The sequence below is a fragment of the Marinobacter daepoensis DSM 16072 genome, from assembly GCF_000421165.1.
Taxonomy (GTDB): domain Bacteria; phylum Pseudomonadota; class Gammaproteobacteria; order Pseudomonadales; family Oleiphilaceae; genus Marinobacter; species Marinobacter daepoensis.
The window spans coordinates 268,648-287,528 of sequence record NZ_ATWI01000010.1 but is presented as its reverse complement, the minus strand read 5'-3'; the positions used below and the strand labels follow the sequence as shown (position 1 = coordinate 287,528).

General features: G+C 57.1%; 16 protein-coding genes and 1 tRNA gene. 10 read left to right on the top strand and 7 right to left on the bottom strand.

Features of this window, described 5'->3' with window-relative positions; genetic code table 11:
• The first annotated feature begins 47 nt into the window (after positions 1-47).
• Positions 48-593 carry a YaeQ family protein gene (locus K325_RS0111190; RefSeq protein WP_029654356.1) on the top strand — a complete coding sequence of 182 codons (546 nt, stop codon included), beginning with the start codon at positions 48-50 and terminating at the stop codon, positions 591-593.
• A gap of 90 nt (positions 594-683) precedes the next feature.
• Positions 684-760: transfer RNA gene (locus tag K325_RS0111185), tRNA-Arg, on the top strand.
• Between the two features lie 1,426 nt (positions 761-2,186).
• Here the strand turns inward: K325_RS0111185 and K325_RS0111165 are convergent.
• The gene (locus K325_RS0111165) at positions 2,187-3,140 is read right to left on the bottom strand and encodes a membrane protein (protein ID WP_036193476.1); all 954 of its coding nucleotides are present in this window, start codon (positions 3,138-3,140) and stop codon (positions 2,187-2,189) included.
• A gap of 134 nt (positions 3,141-3,274) precedes the next feature.
• Here K325_RS0111165 and K325_RS0111160 point away from each other — a divergent pair, with 134 nt between their 5' ends.
• Entirely contained in the window at positions 3,275-3,742 is a 468-nt protein-coding gene (locus tag K325_RS0111160) for an Lrp/AsnC family transcriptional regulator (protein ID WP_029654353.1), read from the top strand.
• 375 nt (positions 3,743-4,117) lie between these two features.
• Here K325_RS0111160 and K325_RS0111155 read toward each other — a convergent pair whose 3' ends face one another.
• Genes K325_RS0111155 through K325_RS0111135 form a run of 5 tightly spaced genes read right to left on the bottom strand, consistent with a single transcriptional unit; the run spans position 4,118 to position 8,299 of the window.
• Positions 4,118-4,891 carry an SDR family NAD(P)-dependent oxidoreductase gene (locus K325_RS0111155; RefSeq protein ID WP_029654352.1) on the bottom strand — a complete coding sequence of 258 codons (774 nt, stop codon included), beginning with the start codon at positions 4,889-4,891 and terminating at the stop codon, positions 4,118-4,120.
• 3 nt (positions 4,892-4,894) lie between these two features.
• Positions 4,895-6,073: an acyl-CoA dehydrogenase family protein gene (locus K325_RS0111150; protein ID WP_029654351.1), complete on the bottom strand. Its 1,179-nt coding sequence runs from the start codon at positions 6,071-6,073 to the stop codon at positions 4,895-4,897.
• A 56-nt stretch (positions 6,074-6,129) separates the two neighbouring features.
• On the bottom strand, positions 6,130-6,852 hold the full coding sequence (locus K325_RS0111145) for a histidine phosphatase family protein (protein WP_029654350.1): 723 nt from the start codon (positions 6,850-6,852) through the stop codon (positions 6,130-6,132).
• Positions 6,852-7,238 (bottom strand): DUF6285 domain-containing protein, encoded by a 387-nt coding sequence (locus tag K325_RS0111140; protein WP_029654349.1) that lies wholly within the window; start codon positions 7,236-7,238, stop codon positions 6,852-6,854. The genes K325_RS0111145 and K325_RS0111140 overlap by 1 nt, the downstream gene beginning before the upstream one ends.
• Complete coding sequence (locus K325_RS0111135) at positions 7,235-8,299, bottom strand: phosphotransferase family protein (protein ID WP_029654348.1); 1,065 nt, start codon at positions 8,297-8,299, stop codon at positions 7,235-7,237. The genes K325_RS0111140 and K325_RS0111135 overlap by 4 nt, the downstream gene beginning before the upstream one ends.
• A 245-nt stretch (positions 8,300-8,544) precedes the next feature.
• On the opposite strand from K325_RS0111135, the gene K325_RS0111130 reads away from it, so the two are divergent.
• The 5 genes from K325_RS0111130 (at position 8,545) to dctP (ending at position 15,307) form a co-directional block, all read left to right on the top strand.
• Positions 8,545-10,509, top strand: a complete 1,965-nt coding sequence (locus tag K325_RS0111130) for a sigma 54-interacting transcriptional regulator (RefSeq protein WP_029654347.1) — start codon at positions 8,545-8,547, stop codon at positions 10,507-10,509.
• Between the two features lie 223 nt (positions 10,510-10,732).
• Positions 10,733-12,343, top strand: coding sequence for a long-chain fatty acid--CoA ligase (locus tag K325_RS0111125; RefSeq protein ID WP_029654346.1), 1,611 nt, complete (start codon positions 10,733-10,735; stop codon positions 12,341-12,343).
• Positions 12,344-12,395: 52 nt separating this feature from the next.
• Positions 12,396-12,902, top strand: coding sequence for a TRAP transporter small permease subunit (locus K325_RS0111120; protein ID WP_029654345.1), 507 nt, complete (start codon positions 12,396-12,398; stop codon positions 12,900-12,902).
• A gap of 3 nt (positions 12,903-12,905) precedes the next feature.
• On the top strand, positions 12,906-14,213 hold the full coding sequence (locus tag K325_RS0111115) for a TRAP transporter large permease (RefSeq protein WP_029654344.1): 1,308 nt from the start codon (positions 12,906-12,908) through the stop codon (positions 14,211-14,213).
• Positions 14,214-14,242: 29 nt separating this feature from the next.
• Positions 14,243-15,307: a TRAP transporter substrate-binding protein DctP gene (dctP, locus tag K325_RS18260; RefSeq protein WP_029654343.1), complete on the top strand. Its 1,065-nt coding sequence runs from the start codon at positions 14,243-14,245 to the stop codon at positions 15,305-15,307.
• Between the two features lie 66 nt (positions 15,308-15,373).
• Here dctP and K325_RS0111105 read toward each other — a convergent pair whose 3' ends face one another.
• On the bottom strand, positions 15,374-16,387 hold the full coding sequence (locus K325_RS0111105) for an AraC family transcriptional regulator (protein ID WP_029654342.1): 1,014 nt from the start codon (positions 16,385-16,387) through the stop codon (positions 15,374-15,376).
• Between the two features lie 135 nt (positions 16,388-16,522).
• Between K325_RS0111105 and K325_RS0111100 the strand changes: the two genes are divergently transcribed.
• Entirely contained in the window at positions 16,523-18,025 is a 1,503-nt protein-coding gene (locus K325_RS0111100) for a flavin-containing monooxygenase (RefSeq protein ID WP_029654341.1), read from the top strand.
• 23 nt (positions 18,026-18,048) lie between these two features.
• Positions 18,049-18,861 carry an alpha/beta hydrolase gene (locus tag K325_RS0111095; RefSeq protein ID WP_051146627.1) on the top strand — a complete coding sequence of 271 codons (813 nt, stop codon included), beginning with the start codon at positions 18,049-18,051 and terminating at the stop codon, positions 18,859-18,861.
• Positions 18,862-18,881: the final 20 nt, after the last annotated feature.

The window sequence follows — 18,881 nt, the reverse complement described above, 5'->3', positions numbered from 1 at the left end:
CTACACTAACGCCCTGATCCGCCAACGAAGACAGGACACCTCACGCCATGGCACTCAAAGCCACGATTTTCAAAGCCACCCTCCATATCGCGGATATGGATCGGCACTACTACGCTGATCACCACCTGACCGTGGCCCGCCATCCCTCTGAAACCGATGAGCGGATGATGATCCGGCTGCTCGCATTCGCACTGAATGCCAGCGACAACCTTGAGTTTACCAAAGGCCTGAGCACCGACGACGAACCCGAGCTCTGGCAGAAAGCCCTGACCGGAGACATCGAACTTTCGATAGAGTTGGGCCTGCCCGAAGAAGACCGCCTGCGAAAAGCCTGCAACAAGGCGCAGCGAGTGATTCTCTATGCCTACGGCGGGCGGGCGGTGCCGGTGTGGTGGGATAAACACCATAACAAGCTGGAGAGATTTAGCAACCTGACGGTTATTGATCTCCCTGCCGAGGAAACCGAAGCACTCGCGGCCCTGGCGGAGCGTTCCATGACCTTGCAGGTGAGCATTCAGGATGGAGAAGTAACCATCAGCAACGAACAAACCCTGGTTAACCTGACACCAATCCAGCGCTTACCCAAAATCTGATCGCATCGACTGCCCTTCAGGGCTAGACAGACGCCATCCGCACACGTAAGATTGCGCACTCGAAATTGACGTGCAAACGCAGTTTCGAATGCGCCCGTAGCTCAGCTGGATAGAGCGCTGCCCTCCGGAGGCAGAGGTCAGAGGTTCGAATCCTCTCGGGCGCGCCATATTTATCAAGGGCTTGCAGGCAACTGCAAGCCCTTTTTCATTCTCTCTCCTCGAAAAATAACCACTCTTGTAACCACACGATACAAAGCGAAACTTCTATCCGGACGCCAGCCAGTCAAAACACATCAAGAAACAACGAATCTCCAAAGAGCATTCGCCCCAAGCCAGTATTGCAGACTGCCCAACCAACCCGGCCCGAGATACGCCTCTACTGCTAGCTCCTTTTAGACTAGACGCCACTATGGACACGAAAAAACCAACAGGTAGGACTGGCAAAAAGAAAGGCTCATCTGGCCTGAGTATGGACGGCGGCACACCTACTCAAGTCCTGAGAGTCTATAGCCCCTGAATTGGCCACGCAGCCCTACTAGCCCCTTGACCGACAGACCACTGAACTGAGCCACAAGTTCGCCGCCTGAAACGATACAGGGACGATTAAACGAAAAAGTGTTCTTGAGCTCATAGTTTAGCTGGCCGTTGGCACTGAAGAGTGGCCTCCGGACTAACGAGAACGAGTCGAACTTAACCGGCATAACTAAGGAGTGAGGGGTTCAGCGATTGGCGACGGAGCACTGGCGACATACCGGGGGAGGAAAACTTTAGTCAACATTGCGACTGAAACGGGGTAGAACCCCATAGGAGTCAATCGGAGGGAGGTTTGGATCTCGATAAGGAGAGCCCAAATATATGGCGTCTTGCACGGCACCGTAATCCAGTCCGTAAGAGAATAGCCCTGCAACCTCATCAAAAGAGGGGTTTTGATAAGATCCGGCTATGACAGGTCCATCTATAAGTTTTACGGGCTTTTGTTCCCCGAGTATGTTTGTGGCGTAGAGATCGAGATTTGAAGTCAGCCACATTATCCCGAGCTTGTTTATCTCGTAACCAAGATGCTCGCTGCTTAAATGAGTGGGAAGCCATCGAACGATGTTGCCGAGCATGCCGCAGCACAGTAACAGCAGACCGACCTACTCGCAGGCCTTTATAAGCTCTTCAGCTCGCGAGAGGCTGGGCTGCCCCTCGTGATCAACAATGTTGACTGTCTGAATTAAGCCAATTCCACGAACATCATGAAAAACGGGGCTTGGCCGGAGAGCGCCTCCAGTTTTTACCTCAGAAAGCGGCTGGTCTCGCGGGCGTTGTCCACTAGGCCCTCGGCTTCAATCACATCGAGGTTGGCGAGCACTGCGTCGCGTGCCATGACGTTACCGCCTTAAGTGCCTCCCTGGGATCCGGGTCAGCCTTTTGCCATGAGATCTCTGCAGGCCCCATAAGGACAGTAGCATACCTCTAGCCCGCCCTTTCGAACGCGCCTGCCAAAGACGATTAGATGGACCTCCGGGGCGATCTCTATGAGTTCGACGGCGATCCTGTCGGGGTTGACCTGAATCGTCACATGCACTCTTTGGCATCTAACATCCTAGGTTAACGATTATTCGCAGGTTGGAGACCATGTTTTAGAAAGCGTGCAGGAAGCCGGGACAACAACCCGATGACCAGAAACGCAAACAGGAGCCGTGCCCAAAGAACGGCAGACAGGTCGGCCCCCAGCAGCAGAATAAGCAAGGTATCCTCAATCAGGCTGTGACACAGGCCGAGAAAGCTCACTGCAAGCAGAGCATCTCGGGGGCTAAGCTTCCCGGTTCTGGATTCCTGGATTAGAAGCCCCGCGCCAAAACTGAGCCCCAGCATAGCGCCGATAACAATAGTATTGGCGGCCGCCTGGCTAACGCCCAGTAGCCGCAGAAACGGATAAAGCAGTAGGTGCAGCAGCCGTTCGATGCCCAACAGGCGGAACAGCTTGAGTAATGTCATCAGCGCCAGGATGACGAAAAAGATCATCGTTAGCGTCTGGATTTGCACTAGCGCCCACCCCGCCAAGCTCTCGTCGGTGTATTCCGGTTGCCACGCCAGTTCGTTAGGGTACTGCAGCCATCCACCGGCCCGATAAAGCTGATGAAGAACCCACGTAAGCACGAGCGACCCGCCGATGCGCAGGCACAGAGTCAGCCACCAGGGCACGCCTACTTTTTGGGCGACTGCGCCTTCCACGGGTAAAGCGTGGGCAACGATCATTAGCGTGCCTAGTACGCTGACCTGGGCGACCGTCAGGGTCTCGGATCGAGCCACTTCAAAAAACAGCACCATGCCAGTGTAGATGTTGGTCAGCAGCGTCGCGGCCCATACAATGCTGACTGCCTCGGGCAGACCCAGCCATCCCATCAGTGGTGCCAGCACAGAGCCCAGCCAGAGCGTAAATCCTAAGAGCTCCAGCGACTTCACAATGATCAGTGCCGGTACCAGGATCTTTAATAGCGTGAAATAAACTCGCGCCGATTCCCTGAAAATCTCAAAAATCGAGGTTTTTGTCCGTGTCATAAACCAGGTCAACATGAATATCGTTCGTTTGAGGTGCAGGTAACGATATTTTACGATGACTGGTACGCAATATTTCGTCTAAAAGAAGGCTCACAATAAATTTCATTGGTTCATTTATTAAATTGGAGAATTTTATGCACCTTGATCGACTCGACCTCCGAATACTGGACTGTTTACAAAATGAGGGCGGCATCTCCAATCAAGAGTTGGCGAACAGAGTCGGGTTGTCGCCCTCTGCATCCCTGAAACGGGTCCGGCGACTAAGGGAGAGCGGGATAATTGAGCGGGATGTAATTTTACTGGCTCCTGAAAAGCTCGGGGCCACCTTGCATATAGTGGTGGAGGTCATTATGGAGCGTGATAATAAGGCACTATACCAGCGATTCCTTAAGCGGGCACTAGCCGCTCAGGAAGTGAAGCAGTGCTATCAAGTCACCGGAGAGGTCGATTTTGTGTTGATCGTAATTGTACCCGATATGGAATGTTATGATCTTTTTTGTGATCGGGTACTGTATGCGGATTCCAACATGCGCAAATTCCGCACGCTGATTTCTCGTAAACGAGCCAAGTTCGATACGAGAGTTACCCTTCCTGCTTTATGACTGGCGTTTGCGGTTTGGCCACAAGGTTAAAGAGGAGGGGTACCTTCACGCTGACGTTCAGTTGTGAGTGAAGTGGTTCTGTAGTGGTCAACTAATCCCGAACAGTATTTTAAGGCTTTCCTGAGCTGCAACAGGCGATGGCAGTGGGCGTCGAACTCCTTAGTCCGGCGTTGTTCCGGGACAATGGCCCCTTGCGTTCAAATGCTCCTCATTTGACCTCTTCATCACAGCGTATCTCATGTGAAAACAGGTCGCAGACTGAGGGACACCTCACCTCTGACCAAGCCAACCTGCCGTTAATTTCTATATAAACCCCCAAAAAAAGGCCCGCAATGCGGGCCATAAAAACAACCGACTTTTACCACAACGCCTCCATCACAACCCCGAACAGGCATGCCCGTTGTCGACCACAATCTCCGAGCCCGTCATCGCCCGCCCTGCGTCAGAGGCCAGGAGCAGCAGTGCGCCGTCCAGGTCGTCCAACTGACAGAACTCACGAGCCGGTATCCGGCGTTTCAGCCGTTCGCCGGCGTCGCTTTGGAGAAACGCCTGATTAATCTCGGTCATCACATACCCCGGGGCCAGCGAATTCACCCGTACCCGGTGCCGGGCCAGTTCCAGCGCCATGGAGCGGGTTAGGTGTGCCAGGCCGGCTTTGGCCGCGCAGTAGGGCCCGACCGCTCCGGCCAGGCGGGTCGCCAGAATGGAGGTGACGTTCACGATGCTGCCACCACCGCGCTCGGCCATGCGGCGGGCGCTCTCCTGCGCCACCATCCAGGCCCCTGTGAGGTTGGTCTGCACAATCGCATCCCAGTCTTCATCGGTGTACTCCAGCACGCCTTTGGTATCGCTTACCCCGGCGTTGTTCACCACTACATCAAGCCCGCCAAACCGGCGACAAATGTCGTCCAGGCAAGCAATCACTGAAGCTCTGGAGGTAACGTCCAGTGCCATGGCCACCGCGTTGCTGCCATCCCGATTGAGGTCGGCCACCAGATCCTCCAGGCGGTCAACCCGGCGAGCCCCGACAATCACCTGGGCGCCCGCCCTGGCCAGGGTTCTGGCGAAATGGCGGCCAAGGCCGCTGGAGGCCCCGGTGACCAGCACACGTTTACCGGCCAGACTGAAAAGGTCGGTGTTATCTGCCATGTTTTACCTCTTAAGTTCGTCGGTTTCACGGGCAAGGATTTTCCGGGCCAGGCTCATCCGGTGAACCTCGTTCGGGCCATCGTATATCCGGAAACCGCGGGCATCTTTGAAGATGCGTTCCACAACGTTCTCTCCCGACACGCCCTGGCCGCCAAGGATCTGGACACTTCGGTCGATCACACGCCAGATGGCTTCAGAACTGATGACCTTGGCCATACTGGATTCCTGGTTGGCTCGCTCGCCACGGTCCAAAACCTGAGCACAATGCATGATCGCCAGCCGGGTTGTCAGGATGTCCATCTCGTTGTCGGCCAGCATGAACCCGACTCCCTGGTGCTCGCCCAGGCGCTTTCCGAAAGATTCCCGTGTTCGGGCGTACTGGCAGGCTTCGTCATGGGCGCGCTGCGCCGCGCCAAGCCAGCGCATGCAATGGGTCAGCCGGGCGGGCGCAAGCCGAACCTGGGCATACCGGAACCCTTTACCGGGCTCACCCAGGATATCTTTTGCTGGCACTCTCAGGTCTTCAAACCGGACAACACCATGCCCTCCGGTGAAGCAGGAATCCATCACATCCATCAACCGCTCCACGATGAATCCGGGGCGGTCGGTATCGGTGAGGAACATGGTGGCGTGGCCGTCTTCCGTCCGGGCCATGATGATGGCAAGGCTGGCCCCTTCGGCTCCGGTAATGAACCATTTTTCGCCGTTGATCACATAGTCGTCTCCGTCCCGGACCGCAGTGGTCTGCAGCATGGAGGGGTCCGAGCCAGCCCCCGGGGAAGGCTCGGTCATGGCAAAACAGGAGCGGATTTTTCCCTCCACCAGGGGGCGGAGCCAACGCTCTTTCTGCTCGTCAGAGGCAACCACATCCATCAGGTGGATGTTGCCTTCATCCGGAGCGTGGATGTTCATGGCCGTTGGCCCAAGGTGCGAGTACCCCGCTTCCTCAAAAATCACCGCCTTGGCTACATGCGATAACCCCGCCCCACCCATTTCGAGAGACGCATGAGGCGTCAGCAAGCCTCGCTGACGCGCCTTTTCCACCAGCACATCGCGCAGTTCTTCTGTTGGGCCATGCCCGGTCTGCCTTGGGTCAGACTCCATCGGCACGATTTCATCACGGATGAAGGCGCGCACCTGGGCCTGCATTTTCTGAATCTCATCACTGACTTCAATGTTCATAGCATCTTCCTGATCAAAGGTGGTAAATGACGTTTTTTCTGCGGACCGTCAGCCCATCACATCTTCAACATGGACTCGGTGATGCGTTCCATCACGGTCTGCCGTGCTCCCGTCTTCATCGGGTTATAGGGGGTGTAGTTAACCAGTCGGAGATAAGCCGTCACCGGAAGGCGGCCCGGCACGTGGTCGATGTCGACAATGTTCACGCAGGCCGGGTCTTGCTCCAGATTGGGCAGTGATGAGAGGTCGCCGCCCATCAGCCAGGACATCACAACCCGGTTGACCGCATCGTGGCTGGCAATCACAGCGGTCTGCCAGTCCGGGTCGGCAAGCAGCGCCCGGAACCAAACAAGAATGCGGGCGCTGAAGTCCTCCCAGCGCTCCCCTCTCAGAAATCCCACGCCCGGATTCTGAGCCCAGTGATACGCACCGGACACTTCGGCCTCGTAGGCTTCCCGGGGAAGTTCACTGAGCCGCCCCGCCCGGATCTCCCGGAGCGCCGGGGCGGTCTCTATACCCCTGCGCACAGACGCCCCCGACACGATCATGTCGAGCGTCTGCCTCGCTCTGGGGTAATCGGAGCTGACAGCTCTGTCGAAGGTTTCGCCCTGGAGCAGGTCCGCAAGCGCAGCCACCTGAGCTTCCCCGGAAGCCGACAGCGGCACAGACCTGGGGTCCAGAGGGCGCCCGGCTTCGTCGAAATAGTTCACGTGGCCGTGGCGAACGAGGTAGAGACGCCGGCGCACCGGCCCGCCCGGAGGATACGATGAAGCAGACATCAGGCCTCCCCCGCGTTTGTGTTGGCCAGCCTTGGGTTGCTGACCCTCAGTGCGCTCTGAACCATTTGTTGCAACGCCTCATACAAGGCCGAACCCTGTGCCTCCTGATCAAACTGCCCGGCCCGGATAGCCCGCGCCAGTGCCCGGCGCGCCTCGTCTTGCGACGTTGTTCCCACAACGACCGTCTTCGGCAACAACCTTGAGCAAAGCGACATCTCTTCCTGAATGGCCGCCTCACGCTGCTCTGCCTCCCGAGCAGCAATCCCCATCGCGCTGGCTATCATTCGGATCTCGTAGTGCAGACTGTCCGGTACCGCCGGAAACACTTCCTTCATCAACGTTTCACGAGCCGCCGCCAGCAACTCCGATGCATCTGGATGGTTCATGCCCGCTCTCCCATCAGTTGCAGAATGTTGTTTTCCAGTTCTGGCACCAGCCGCCCGGTAAGCGCAAGCTCCAGGGAATGCTGCTGCCCGGACAGGTGGCGCTCCGTTTGCTGCACCGCAATGATGGCCCAGCGAACGTGCGCCATGACCTGCCAGTACCTAAGCTCTTCATCAGAAATGGTTCGTGGGCAGACGTCGGCATACCCGGCCATCACATCGCGCAGGGCGCCAACGCCCCCCGCCACATTCTCGTTTTTCCCGAAGCGCCAGCACCGGGCCGTCAGCCAGCCAAGGTCTTCACGCCAGTCTCCCCAGGCGGTGAACTCCCAGTCGAGAATTCCGGATACCCTGCCTTGATCGACCATGTAGTTTCCGGTGCGAAAGTCCCGGTGTATGAGGCACGTCTCTGCAGGTGCCGGTTTGTTGTGCTGAAGCCAACGCAGCCCCCACTCAATGGCAGGGAAACTCCAGGGCAGCGCATCCAGAAAACCCAGGTACTGCGTGATCAATGCCTGTGCCGGGTCTGCCGCGGGGGCTGGCAGAAAGTCGAGGGTCTGACAGGGAGGCTTGATCGCGTGCAGTAGAGCAAGGTTTCGACCCAGATCGCGACAAAGGGCAGGACGGTCAGGTACCAGGGCGTCATCCTTGACGAGCCGGTGGCCTGCGGCAGTTCCGCCCACCGCCTGCATCACGAAAAACTCCCGGCCGATCACGCCCAGGTCTGTGCAAAGCCAGAACGGGGCGGGCACTTCAACCCCGGCTTCGTGAACGGTTGTCAGAACGGCGTATTCATCGGCACGGGACATACTGACGTCAACGGCAGACTCGGCGTCGGTCCGCAGCACCCACCGATGCTTTCCAGCCCTTTCGCCTCCAACGACGTGCACGTCCAGCAGCCAGTTTTCCTGGATGGCACCTCCAGACAGCCGCTGCATACCAACAATCGCGACGTTACTGCCCGGCATAACGCAGGTCAGATAGCTCTCCAGCTTCTTCTGCCACCCCCAGCAGTCACCGTTGAGAGGGGACTGCGAACCTGATTCTCTCAGTGCAACATTCATGAAACGCTCTCTTTTGCTGCTGTAATTTCACAAAGCGTGATTCCTCAGCACCAAAAGCAAACGGCGGGCCAACAAATTTCAAAAAAATAACCATCAAAATATCAATCACTTGAAGAAAAGCATATTCCATCTCAAGAGCATCGCCTCACCCCATCTCTCAACAATGAAACATTTCATTTCACTTCTGAACTGAATGGATTGCGGTTAGGATGAGCACACACCTTTCCATCAAATAAGAACCCAACATGGCTCCCGAACCACTCAAACCCCGCATCACGGTGCTGATCAGCCACCTGACATTCGATGGACAACCCAGCAAGCTGACCCGAACACTGAACGAAATCCTGCCCCGGTATGAGCGGCAGGCGGATATTCAGATTGTCGAGACCTCGGTCGAAAAGCTGCTGTCCACCGCCAAGGCCCTGGAACAGACACAGGGCGCAGACATTCTGATTTGCTCAGACGCCTCCGCCGAGTTTCTGCGCAAGCACATCACCACGACTATTCTGTCGTTCAGAATGGGGGAGTACGACCTGATCCGGGCACTGAATGTGGCTAAAGAACGGGGCACCAAGGCTGGCATTCTCACGCATCAGAGAACACTGAAAGAGCTTGAGGAAATGTCAGGGCTGTTTACCGTCGAGATTTCACAGGCCGTCTACACATCGCTGCACGACGCCCGCGACAAAGTCCGGGACTTTGTGGATCAGGGCATTCGCGTCATCATTGGCTCGCCCACCGTGGTTGATCTTGCCGAAGCCGCCGGGGCAGAAGGCGTGTTTGCCATCAACGCCAATGCCGTCCGCCTGACGCTCGACGACGCGCTCGCCATTTGCCACAGCCGGGCCGAGGAAGCCCACAACCACCGCCGTATTCACGCGGTGCTCAAGCATATGAACGAAGGCGTGGTCGCTCTGGACGCATCCGGCAAGGTGTTCTCAGTGAACGACAGTATGAACACACTGCTGCACCCACTCCGGTCCATTGCCATCGGCGATCAGGCCAAAACACATTTTCCCGACATTGATCTCAATGGAGTGTTAACGTCGGGAACCGCCATCGAAAGCCATTTGAGCACGGTTGGCAGCCAACGCCTGGCGATTTCGGTTCTGCCCATTATGGAGAACGGCCAGATAGACGGGGCCATTCTCACCTGCCAGGAAATCCGGGAAATCCAACGCACCGAGCGCCGGTTGCGCGCCCAGAGCCGCCCCAGGCATTTCATCGCCAAGTACGACTTCGACCAACTGGCGGGCAAAGACACCGCGTTCCAGAACGCCGTTCAGCTGGCAAAACTGTATGCGCATTCCGATTCAACTGTGCTGATTACCGGGGAAAGCGGCACCGGAAAAGAGCTGTTCGCACAGAGCATTCACAACGCCAGTGAACGACAGCAAATGCCGTTTGTCGCGATCAACTGCGCGGCTTTTCCAGAAACGCTGCTGGAGAGTGAGCTGTTTGGCTACGACGATGGCGCCTTTACCGGCAGTCGCAAAGGCGGCAAACCCGGGCTTTTCGAAGCAGCCCACAATGGCACCATCTTCCTCGATGAAATCGGAGACATGCCCATCCACCTTCAAACCCGCCTTCTGCGCGTCTTGCAGGAGCGGCAGATTCTGAGACTGGGGGCTTCAGAGCCCACTCCGATCAACATCCGCGTTATCGCCGCCACTCACCGCAACCTGCAACAACAGATTGCCAGTAATCAGTTCCGGGAAGATCTGTTCTATCGGCTCAACGTACTGAACATCCCGGTACCCTCATTGCGCCAGAGAAGTTCCGACATTGCTTTGCTCAGCCATCTGATCGCCAGCAATCTCGCCCAGGGCGATACCCGCCACGAACAGGGTATGAACGAGGTGCTGCAAACGCTGATGCCAAAGTTGCTGAACCACCCCTGGAACGGCAACATTCGTGAACTGGAAAACATTATCGAACGGGCTTTCCTGTTCAGCCGCTTCCCAGACAACCCTCAGCCCCTGTCCACCTTGTTTCCTGAGCTTTTCGCTTCAGAGGCACGTCAACAGCCCGCATCCGAGGTGCCAGCAGAGAATCTGCACTCTTTCGGCAAAGCCGCCGAAATTTCACTCATCCGTGAGACCCTGGATGCCAACAACGGCGATATGAACAAGACCGCCAAGGCCCTGGGGATCAGCCGCTCAACCCTTTGGCGCCGGCTACGCCGCGCTCAGGGGCAAACTCAAAGCTGAAACACCTGACCAAAAACTGAAACAGCAGTTTCAGTTTTGAAACGCCGCCCTGCCTTTCCCAACCACGACAACACCCCCTCCCACCAAGCCTGGCGCTGTAACAACCGTGCAGCGCCAGAATTGGCACACATTCTGCTGACGTCGTAAGTACCGACACATTGAACGCCCGGTGCAGACGCCTGCACCAGCCGATACAACAAGAAACAATACCCGGAGGCCTGCCTTGAAAGGCTTGATGATGGATGTTCCTCTGAACATCAAAAGCATAATGTCCCATGCTGCAACGGTTGCCGCAGACACCAAACTCGTTTCCCGCCGGGCCGATGGCGGTTTTTCCAGACTGACCTACCTGGAGGCGTTCGAACGGGTCGCCCGGCTGGCTCACGCCCTGGACCGACTGGCTCTGAGCGCAGAAGCCAGAGTTGGCACCCTGGCCTGGAACGACCACCGGCATTTCGAATTGCACTACGCCATTCCCTGCACTGGCCGCATCTGCCACACGGTCAACCCAAAACTCTTCCCGGAACAGATACGTTTCATCATCAACGATGCCGAGGATGAAGCTCTGTTCATCGACCCTGAATTCATTCCCATGATGGAATCGCTTCAGCCGCATTTGCCAACCGTCAGGCACTGGATTGCTCTTTGCCCGGCCAGCGAACTGCCCAAAAGCTCGCTTCCGAACCTGCTGGCTTATGAGAGTTTGCTCAGCCGTGAACAAAGCACCTACGACTGGCCCGATCTGGACGAAAACCGGGCCAGCAACTTGTGCTACACCTCCGGGACCACCGGCGATCCCAAGGGTGTTCTCGGCAGCCATCGAAGCATCGTCTTACAGTGCATGTCCCAGAACATGGCCAGCCACATCGGGCTGACGTCTGAAGATGTTGTCATGCCCCTGGTCCCCATGTTCCATGTCAATGCCTGGTGTATGCCCTACAGCGCGCCCATGGCCGGCGCGGCCCTCGTGCTCCCCGGCCCCCACGTGGCCGATGCCTCGGCCATGACCGACCTCATCAATCGGGAACAGGTAACGTTTTCGCTCGGCGTGCCAACGCTCTGGAATGGCATCAATCAGTACCTGAACGCATCGGGCACCCGCATTCCGAGTTTGTCCCGAGGGGTTATCGGGGGCGCAGCAGGCGCCCTCCAGCTCTACCACGATATGGACCAACACGGTGTCCGGCTGGAGAACGGCTGGGGCATGACGGAACTCAGCCCCATCGGCAGCTACAACCGCTATCTGCCGGGCCACGATCAGCTTGAGGATGATGTCCGAGCCGATCAGCGCCTGAAATCCGGCCGCCCCTTGTTTGGCGTCCAGATGCGCATTGTGGACGAAGATGGCAACAGCCTGCCCCACGACGGAGAGACAACGGGGGTTCTTGAAATCCGTGGCCCCTGGGCTTGCAGCGCCTACTATGGCAAACCTCAGGATCACGACTGGTTCAATACCGGTGACGTTGCCACGATCGACCCTTCCGGCTACATGCGCATTACCGACCGGGTTAAGGACGTGATCAAGTCCGGCGGTGAGTGGATCAGTTCAATCGAAATCGAAAACGTCATTATGTCTCACCCCGGGGTCCGCGAAGCCGTGGTGATTGGCGTTGCCCACCAGCACTGGAGTGAGCGCCCACTGCTGGTGGTGGTCCCCGATGAGCATTATCCCGCCCTGGAGCCGGCAGAACTACTGCACTACCTGGACGGCAAGGTACCCAAGTGGTGGGTCCCCAATGCCTGCGAGTTTGTTAACGCCCTGCCCCATACCGCCACAGGCAAAGTGAGCAAAAAGACCCTTCGGGAGAACTTTACCCGGTATCAGTGGGCCTAGCGCCCACTGATCGTGGTGCGGTCGTGATCTCAACACAACAACAGAGAACGCCATGAATCCTCTCAGAATCATTGAATCGTTCAATCTGGCTATCGGGAAGCTCTGCAGCTTTGCCGTGTTCATTGGCATGGCCATCGTCATTTATGAGGTGATCGCGAGGTATGCCTTCAACGCTCCGTCGGTGTGGGCCCCGGGCTACACCCAGCGCATTTTTGCGGGTTACTTCATCCTGATCGGTGCCTATACCCTGATCAAAGGCGGGCACGTTCGGGTCGACATTCTGTTGAACACCCGGTCCCCCCGCTGGAATGCCTTTGCCGACACCCTCAACTACGTGGCTCTGGTGATCTGGACCCTGGCGCTCACCTACGAGGCCTGGTTCTATTTCATGGACGCCTGGGATTTCAATGAGGTAGACGACAGTGCCCTGCGCCACCCCATGTGGCCTGTCCATCTTGCGCTCTTTGTCGGGAGCGCCCTGATTCTCCTGCAGGGGCTGAGCGGCGTCATCGCCTCAAGCCTTGAGTTCATAAAACCAAAACAAAAAACTGAAGGGTAAGCCATGTCACCTGAACTACTAACCGCGGGGATGTTCGGACTGCTGCTCGTTTTCATCCTGGCGGGCGTATCACTGGCGTTCGCACTGGGGTCGGTTGCGGTCATCTTCGTGGTGATCATGAATGGCCTGAACGGCCTGTTTCCCATTCTATCTGCCACCTTTGCCAGCATGTGGTCCATTTCACTGGCGGCCATCCCGCTGTTCGTGATGATGGGGATCTCACTGGGCAAATCGAAGATTGCGTCAGACCTCTATCTCGCCTTCCATTTATGGTCGGGCAAGGTGAACGGCGGCCTTCTGGTCGGCACCACGGGATTTGCTTCGCTTCTGTCGGCCATGACCGGCAGTTGTGCCGCCTCGACCCTGACCACCGGCATGGTGGGCATGCCGGCCATGGACAAGCATGGCTACGATAAGAAATTCGTGCTCGGTACCATCGGCGCGGCGGGCACCCTCGGCATTCTGATTCCGCCGTCCATCACCTTGATCGTTATTGGTATGAGTACCGGTCTGTCGATCGGCAAGCTCTTTATGGGAGGCCTGATCGCCGGGCTGGGCATGCTGGCGGTGATCCTCGCGTACGTCGTCATCAAAGCGAACCTGCAACCCGAAAAGGCCCCGGCGGCCACCGAAAGCGTTCCACTGACCGAAAAGATCCACTCTCTTCGGGCGGTGATTCTCCCTGTCGGCATTATTTCCGTTGTGCTGCTCTCCATCTTCCTGGGCATCGCAACGCCAACCGAAGCGGCGGCTGTTGGCGCGGCCGCCGTGCTGATCGCGATTGCCATAAGGGGCGAGCTTAACTGGGCCTTTCTAAAAGACGTCGGCTACTCAACTGCCACCATGAGCGGCATGGTCCTGTGGATCATCTTTGGCGCCAGTGCGTTTGTGTCGGTGTATTCCGCCGCCAACGGCATCGACTTTATTCAGTCATTCCTGCTGTCTCTCGACATTTCCCCCTGGCTGCTTATTCTCATCATGCAAGTGGCCGGGTTCATTCTTGGCATGTTTCTGGACCCCATTGGCATCATTCTGCTGGTGATGCCCATCTTCATGCCCGTGGTCACACAACTGGGGTTCGATCCCATCTGGTTCGCGGTGATCTTCCAGCTCAATCTCTGCGTTGGCTACATATCGCCACCGTTCGGCTACAACATCTTCTACCTCAAGACCCTGAGCCCTCAAACCTCCATTCTGGACCTCTACAGAAGTGTATTTCCCTATGTCGTCCTGATGATTCTGTTCGGTGTTTTCCTCCTTGCGTTTCCGTCCATCCTGACGGACGGCGTAAGGCTACTCACTAAATCCTGACCCCTGTCTACACAGCGAAAGAGAGTGATATGAAAAATACAAAGACAATAAATCGCCGCGCCTTTCTCACCAAGGGATCGGCTGCCGCCGTAACCGTTGCCGCCGCAGGGCTTTCAGCCCCGGCCGTGATTGCATCGCCCAAAAAGAAAATCAAATGGAAGTTCCAGACACACTGGCCAACCGGAAACTGGTATTACGACCCGATTTTCAACGGGCTCGCTCGCCGCATCCAGGAAGCCACAAATGGCGAGCTTGAGATTGAAACCCACCAACCCAATTCCATCATCTCGACGGGAGACGTTCTCCGGGGGGTCCGCCGCGGCACACTGGACGGCGCTCTCATTTATCCCGCCTACTGGGTAGGCGACATTCCCGTTGCCGGCCATCTGACCGGGAACTTCGGAACCTGGGATTCGATTGAGGAAATGCAGTTTTTCCTGCACGACATGGGAGCCCTGAAGGTTATTCGAGAGGCCTACGCCACACGCGGCGTCTACCAGGTAGGGCCGGTATCGAATGGCGGAACCGCTCTCTACAGCAACAAACGCCTTGAAACCCCAAAAGATTTTGAAGGGTTCAAGGTCCGCTCCAACGGCACCTCAGCACAGGTCTTCGAAAAGATGGGGGCAGCGCCTGTGTCCATCAGTGGCGGAGAACTGTATCAGGCCCTGCAAACTGGCGTGGTTGATGGCGCACACTGGGGGGGCGTATCGGCAGGATGGGGTATGAACCTGCAGGAAGTGACCAAATACATCATTCAGCCCAACCTGGCCTCTCACCAGAATAGCGAGGTCTTTGTCTCCCTGAAGGCGTGGGAGAAGCTGGGAATGGACTTCAAGAAGGTGATTGAAGACGCCGTTCTGGCTACCCACCTGGAGGCCGCCGGTATGTTCATGGTGAGGGACCTGCAACGCATGCAGGACTTCCAGACCGAACATAAGGGAGAAATCGTTCAGATGAACGAGGACTCCGTGGCGATGATTCGCTCGAAATCTCTGGAAGTGATCGACGAGATTTCCAAACGAGATCCCGACTATTCCGGCCGGGTGGGAAGCATCCTCCGGGACTTCATGAAGCTCACGGGTAAAGTCTGAAGCCTGTCAGAAAACCAGGCAGCGCTGGTCAACGGGCCAGCGCTGCCGACAGGATGACAGCCAGACTCAGGAAATCAGGCGCTTCCGGTACTCTCTCGGCGTCACCCCAAACCAGGCTTTGCAGGCCCTCGTAAACGTCGCCTGCTCTGCATAACCAAGCAGACCGGTAATCTGGCTCAGCTCCAGGTTCGATTCCATCAAGTAGTCACGGGCCAACCGGCGCCGCTCGTCGTTCAGAAGCGTTTCAAAGCTATACCCCTCATCCGCCAGCCGTCTTTGCAGGGTGCGCTGATGCATGGACAACTGAGCGGCAATCGTCTTGCTGTTGCACTGACCTGTCGGCAGTAGTTTCGTCACTAACCGCACAACCTCTTCAGCCAAGTACCGGGCATTCGGGGCCTGTTGAGAATCCAGATAACGCTGGGCGAGTTCCCAGGTTTGATGGTCAGCACTCGACAAAGGTATCCCGACGATCGAGACAGGGAGACAGAACCCGCTCCAATCCTGTTCAAAGTGCAGCTGCGTACCGTAAATCTCTCGATAGTCCGACTCAGCCGCCACGGGCAAGTGCCTGAAATGCGCCGACAGGGGGCGAAATGCCTCTCCGCACAGCAGCTTCATGACCTGCATCGCATTGGCGAGGCTGAGTTCGTAGGCCTGAGCCCGGTATTCCATCCCCTCCTCCCCAATCTCAAGCTGAAGACGGATCACCGGCACCCCTTCATGTTTCATCAGGGACGAACTCAGGGTCAAAGCCGGGCAATGCAGATGCAGGTACCGGGCAATACTGTTGATGGCACCGCCCACGGTATCCGAGCTCCGTGCGACCACGGATATCGGCCCCAGAATATCCATTCCCTGATACTCCGCCAGCCGCATTCCGAACGACGGCTCTCCCAACACTGACGCCGTCTCTTCCAGCAAGGCTGTTAACTGTTTGAAAACAATAAAGGCCGCGTCGTCACGCTTTTCCGCCGAAGGAATGTGGTGGCGCGCCAGCAATGGCAGAGGGTCCCCACCTTTTCGGCGGACCTGTTCTTCATAGCCCCAGAGGTTGGTCGCCCTGATCAGACTTGGCATCGGATTACACCATTATGTTTGTTATTTGTCGCGATCCGACAAAAAAATGTCCGTTTTGGTCAATATTGTCAAGCCGCCGCTTTGCCATAGTAGGCCTCACAAGTCGCGACATTGATAAATAACAAGGAGTATAAAATGACAACGCCGCACTTTAATCTGATTATCATCGGCGCCGGCCTGTCCGGCATTGGCAGCGCATGCCACATCGCCCGGGAATACCCGGACCGAAGCCTCGCCATCATCGAGCGCCGTGAAAACGTCGGGGGCACCTGGGATCTGTTCCGCTATCCGGGGATCCGATCCGATTCGGACATGGCCAGCTTTGGTTACAACTTCAAACCCTGGTACTCCGACCAGGTATTGGCCAAAGGTGGGGACATTCGTAAATACGTGGAAGAAACCGCAAAAGAGTTCCACCTGCACGACAAGATTCACTACGAGCTACAGATCACCGGCGCTGACTGGTCAAGCGAAGCAAACCGCTGGACCCTGACCGCCCGCCACGAAAAAACCGGGGAAACCCGCTACTTCACCTGCGACTTCATGCTCAACTGCGCGGGCTACTATAACTTCGACCAGGGGTATCGACCGTCCTTCAAAGGGGAAGAAGAGTTTCAGGGGGATATCCTGCATCCACAGTTCTGGCCAGAACATCTGGATTACAGCGGCAAACGGGTGGTCGTCATCGGAAGCGGGGCCACCGCCATTACCGTCGTTCCCGCCATGGCGGAGAAAGCCGCCAACGTCACCATGCTTCAGCGCTCGCCCAGCTATGTGATGGCCGTACCGGACACCGACAAGATGTCCGTCCTGCTCAACAAGGTTCTGCCAAAGAAGCTGGTCTTCAAGATCGCACGAAAACGAAACATCCTGTTCCAGCGCGGGCTATACCTGGCGTGTGAGCGCTGGCCCAACCGGATGCGCAAGGTGATGATGTGGCACATGCGCCGGCAACTCGGCCCCGGTGTCGACATGAAACATTTCTCCCCGAAGTACAATCCCTGGGAACAACGGTTGTGCGCTGCGCCAAACGGAGATTTCTTTAAGAGCCTGCGCTCCGGCAAGGCCGATATCGTCACAGACCAGATCGATCATTTATCCAAAAACGGCATTGTGCTGACGTCTGGTAAAACTCTGGAAGCAGACCTCATCGTCACCGCCACAGGGCTGGATGTTCAGCTCATGGGGGGCCTGGAACTGTCGCTGGATGGCCAACGCGTCGACCTGCCCCGGAAGATGACTTACAAAGGCATCATGCTTGAGGACATCCCGAACTACGGCTGGATTTTCGGATACACCAACGCGCCCTGGACCCTGAAGTGCGACATTGGCGGTCGCTACATCTGCCGTCTGTTCGAGCAAATGGGCCGGGTAGGCGCCCGGGTGGTTCGCCCGGTGGATGCCGCCGGGAATGCATCCGGGACCGGCATGCTGGATGGCTTCGCGCCGGGCTACATTATGCGCGCCCGGGACCGCATGCCCCGCCAGGGCCTTGGGGGCCCCTGGAAGGTAACGATGCATTACGGTAAAGACAAAAAGATGCTGATTGAAGATCCCGTGGACGATGGCATCCTGCGCTTCGAAACCGGACAGTCTGAAAGCTCGGGCCAGGCCAGCTATCTCGCCGCCTCAGCCTGAAAGCCACCGAAAAAGGAGCTGACATGAAGGCGGATACCAAGCCTCCGGTGTTGCTGATTCACGGCATGTGGAGCGATGCCAACACCTTGCACGAGGTCACAAGTGCGTTCGAGGAATCCGGGTATACGGCACAAGCCGTTACCCTCCCCTATCATTGCCCCCGAGCCAGGCACACCGCCACAAGCCGGAACGCTCTGGCGGCGACCCGGCTGCAGGATTACGTCGCCTGTGTGCTAGAACAAGTACAACAACTTGATGCCCCGCCGATTCTGGTGGGGCATTCCATGGGCGGGCTGATCGCTCAGCTCGTCGCGGCTCGGGTTCCGTGCGAGCGCCTGATTCTGCTGTCATCGGCGGCCCCCGCCGGCATCAACAGCATCCGTTGGTCGGTTTTGAAGACCCTCGGCCGCAACCTCTTTCACTTTCCCCTGTGGAAGCGGCTGACCGCATTATCGAAAGCCAATATCCGCTACGGCATCGCGAATGCTCAACCACCCTCAATACAGGAAGAGATCGAGGCAACCAGCGGCTACGAGTCTGGTTTTGTCACGGTGCAGATGACACTGGGCTCTCTTACTCGCCGGGTCTTCTCCCGTATTGAGCCCGAAAAACTGACCTGCCCCACCCTGATCATCGGAGGAACCGAGGATCGAATCACGCCCATCAAGGTTCAGCGCCGCATCGCCCAACACTATCGGAATCAACCTGAGTTGATCGAGATTCCCGGGTGCTGCCACTGGACCATTGGCGGGGCGTTTTTTCCGGAGGTTCGAAAGGCCATGTTCTACTGGCTCGCTACAAAGCCAGCCCCTTCCCCCCATGGTCACTGCCGATAAAAAAAGGGCACCAACCCAAG

Bases quoted from the DNA above. Each gene is read 5' to 3' on its own strand.
- K325_RS0111190 (WP_029654356.1), top strand. From the start codon at position 48: ATGGCACTCAAAGCCACGATTTTCAAAGCCACCCTCCATATCGCGGAT.
- K325_RS0111165 (WP_036193476.1), bottom strand. From the start codon at position 3,140: ATGACACGGACAAAAACCTCGATTTTTGAGATTTTCAGGGAATCGGCG.
- K325_RS0111160 (WP_029654353.1), top strand. From the start codon at position 3,275: ATGCACCTTGATCGACTCGACCTCCGAATACTGGACTGTTTACAAAAT.
- K325_RS0111155 (WP_029654352.1), bottom strand. From the start codon at position 4,891: ATGGCAGATAACACCGACCTTTTCAGTCTGGCCGGTAAACGTGTGCTG.
- K325_RS0111150 (WP_029654351.1), bottom strand. From the start codon at position 6,073: ATGAACATTGAAGTCAGTGATGAGATTCAGAAAATGCAGGCCCAGGTG.
- K325_RS0111145 (WP_029654350.1), bottom strand. From the start codon at position 6,852: ATGTCTGCTTCATCGTATCCTCCGGGCGGGCCGGTGCGCCGGCGTCTC.
- K325_RS0111140 (WP_029654349.1), bottom strand. From the start codon at position 7,238: ATGAACCATCCAGATGCATCGGAGTTGCTGGCGGCGGCTCGTGAAACG.
- K325_RS0111135 (WP_029654348.1), bottom strand. From the start codon at position 8,299: ATGAATGTTGCACTGAGAGAATCAGGTTCGCAGTCCCCTCTCAACGGT.
- K325_RS0111130 (WP_029654347.1), top strand. From the start codon at position 8,545: ATGGCTCCCGAACCACTCAAACCCCGCATCACGGTGCTGATCAGCCAC.
- K325_RS0111120 (WP_029654345.1), top strand. From the start codon at position 12,396: ATGAATCCTCTCAGAATCATTGAATCGTTCAATCTGGCTATCGGGAAG.
- K325_RS0111115 (WP_029654344.1), top strand. From the start codon at position 12,906: ATGTCACCTGAACTACTAACCGCGGGGATGTTCGGACTGCTGCTCGTT.
- dctP (WP_029654343.1), top strand. From the start codon at position 14,243: ATGAAAAATACAAAGACAATAAATCGCCGCGCCTTTCTCACCAAGGGA.
- K325_RS0111105 (WP_029654342.1), bottom strand. From the start codon at position 16,387: ATGCCAAGTCTGATCAGGGCGACCAACCTCTGGGGCTATGAAGAACAG.
- K325_RS0111100 (WP_029654341.1), top strand. From the start codon at position 16,523: ATGACAACGCCGCACTTTAATCTGATTATCATCGGCGCCGGCCTGTCC.
- K325_RS0111095 (WP_051146627.1), top strand. From the start codon at position 18,049: ATGAAGGCGGATACCAAGCCTCCGGTGTTGCTGATTCACGGCATGTGG.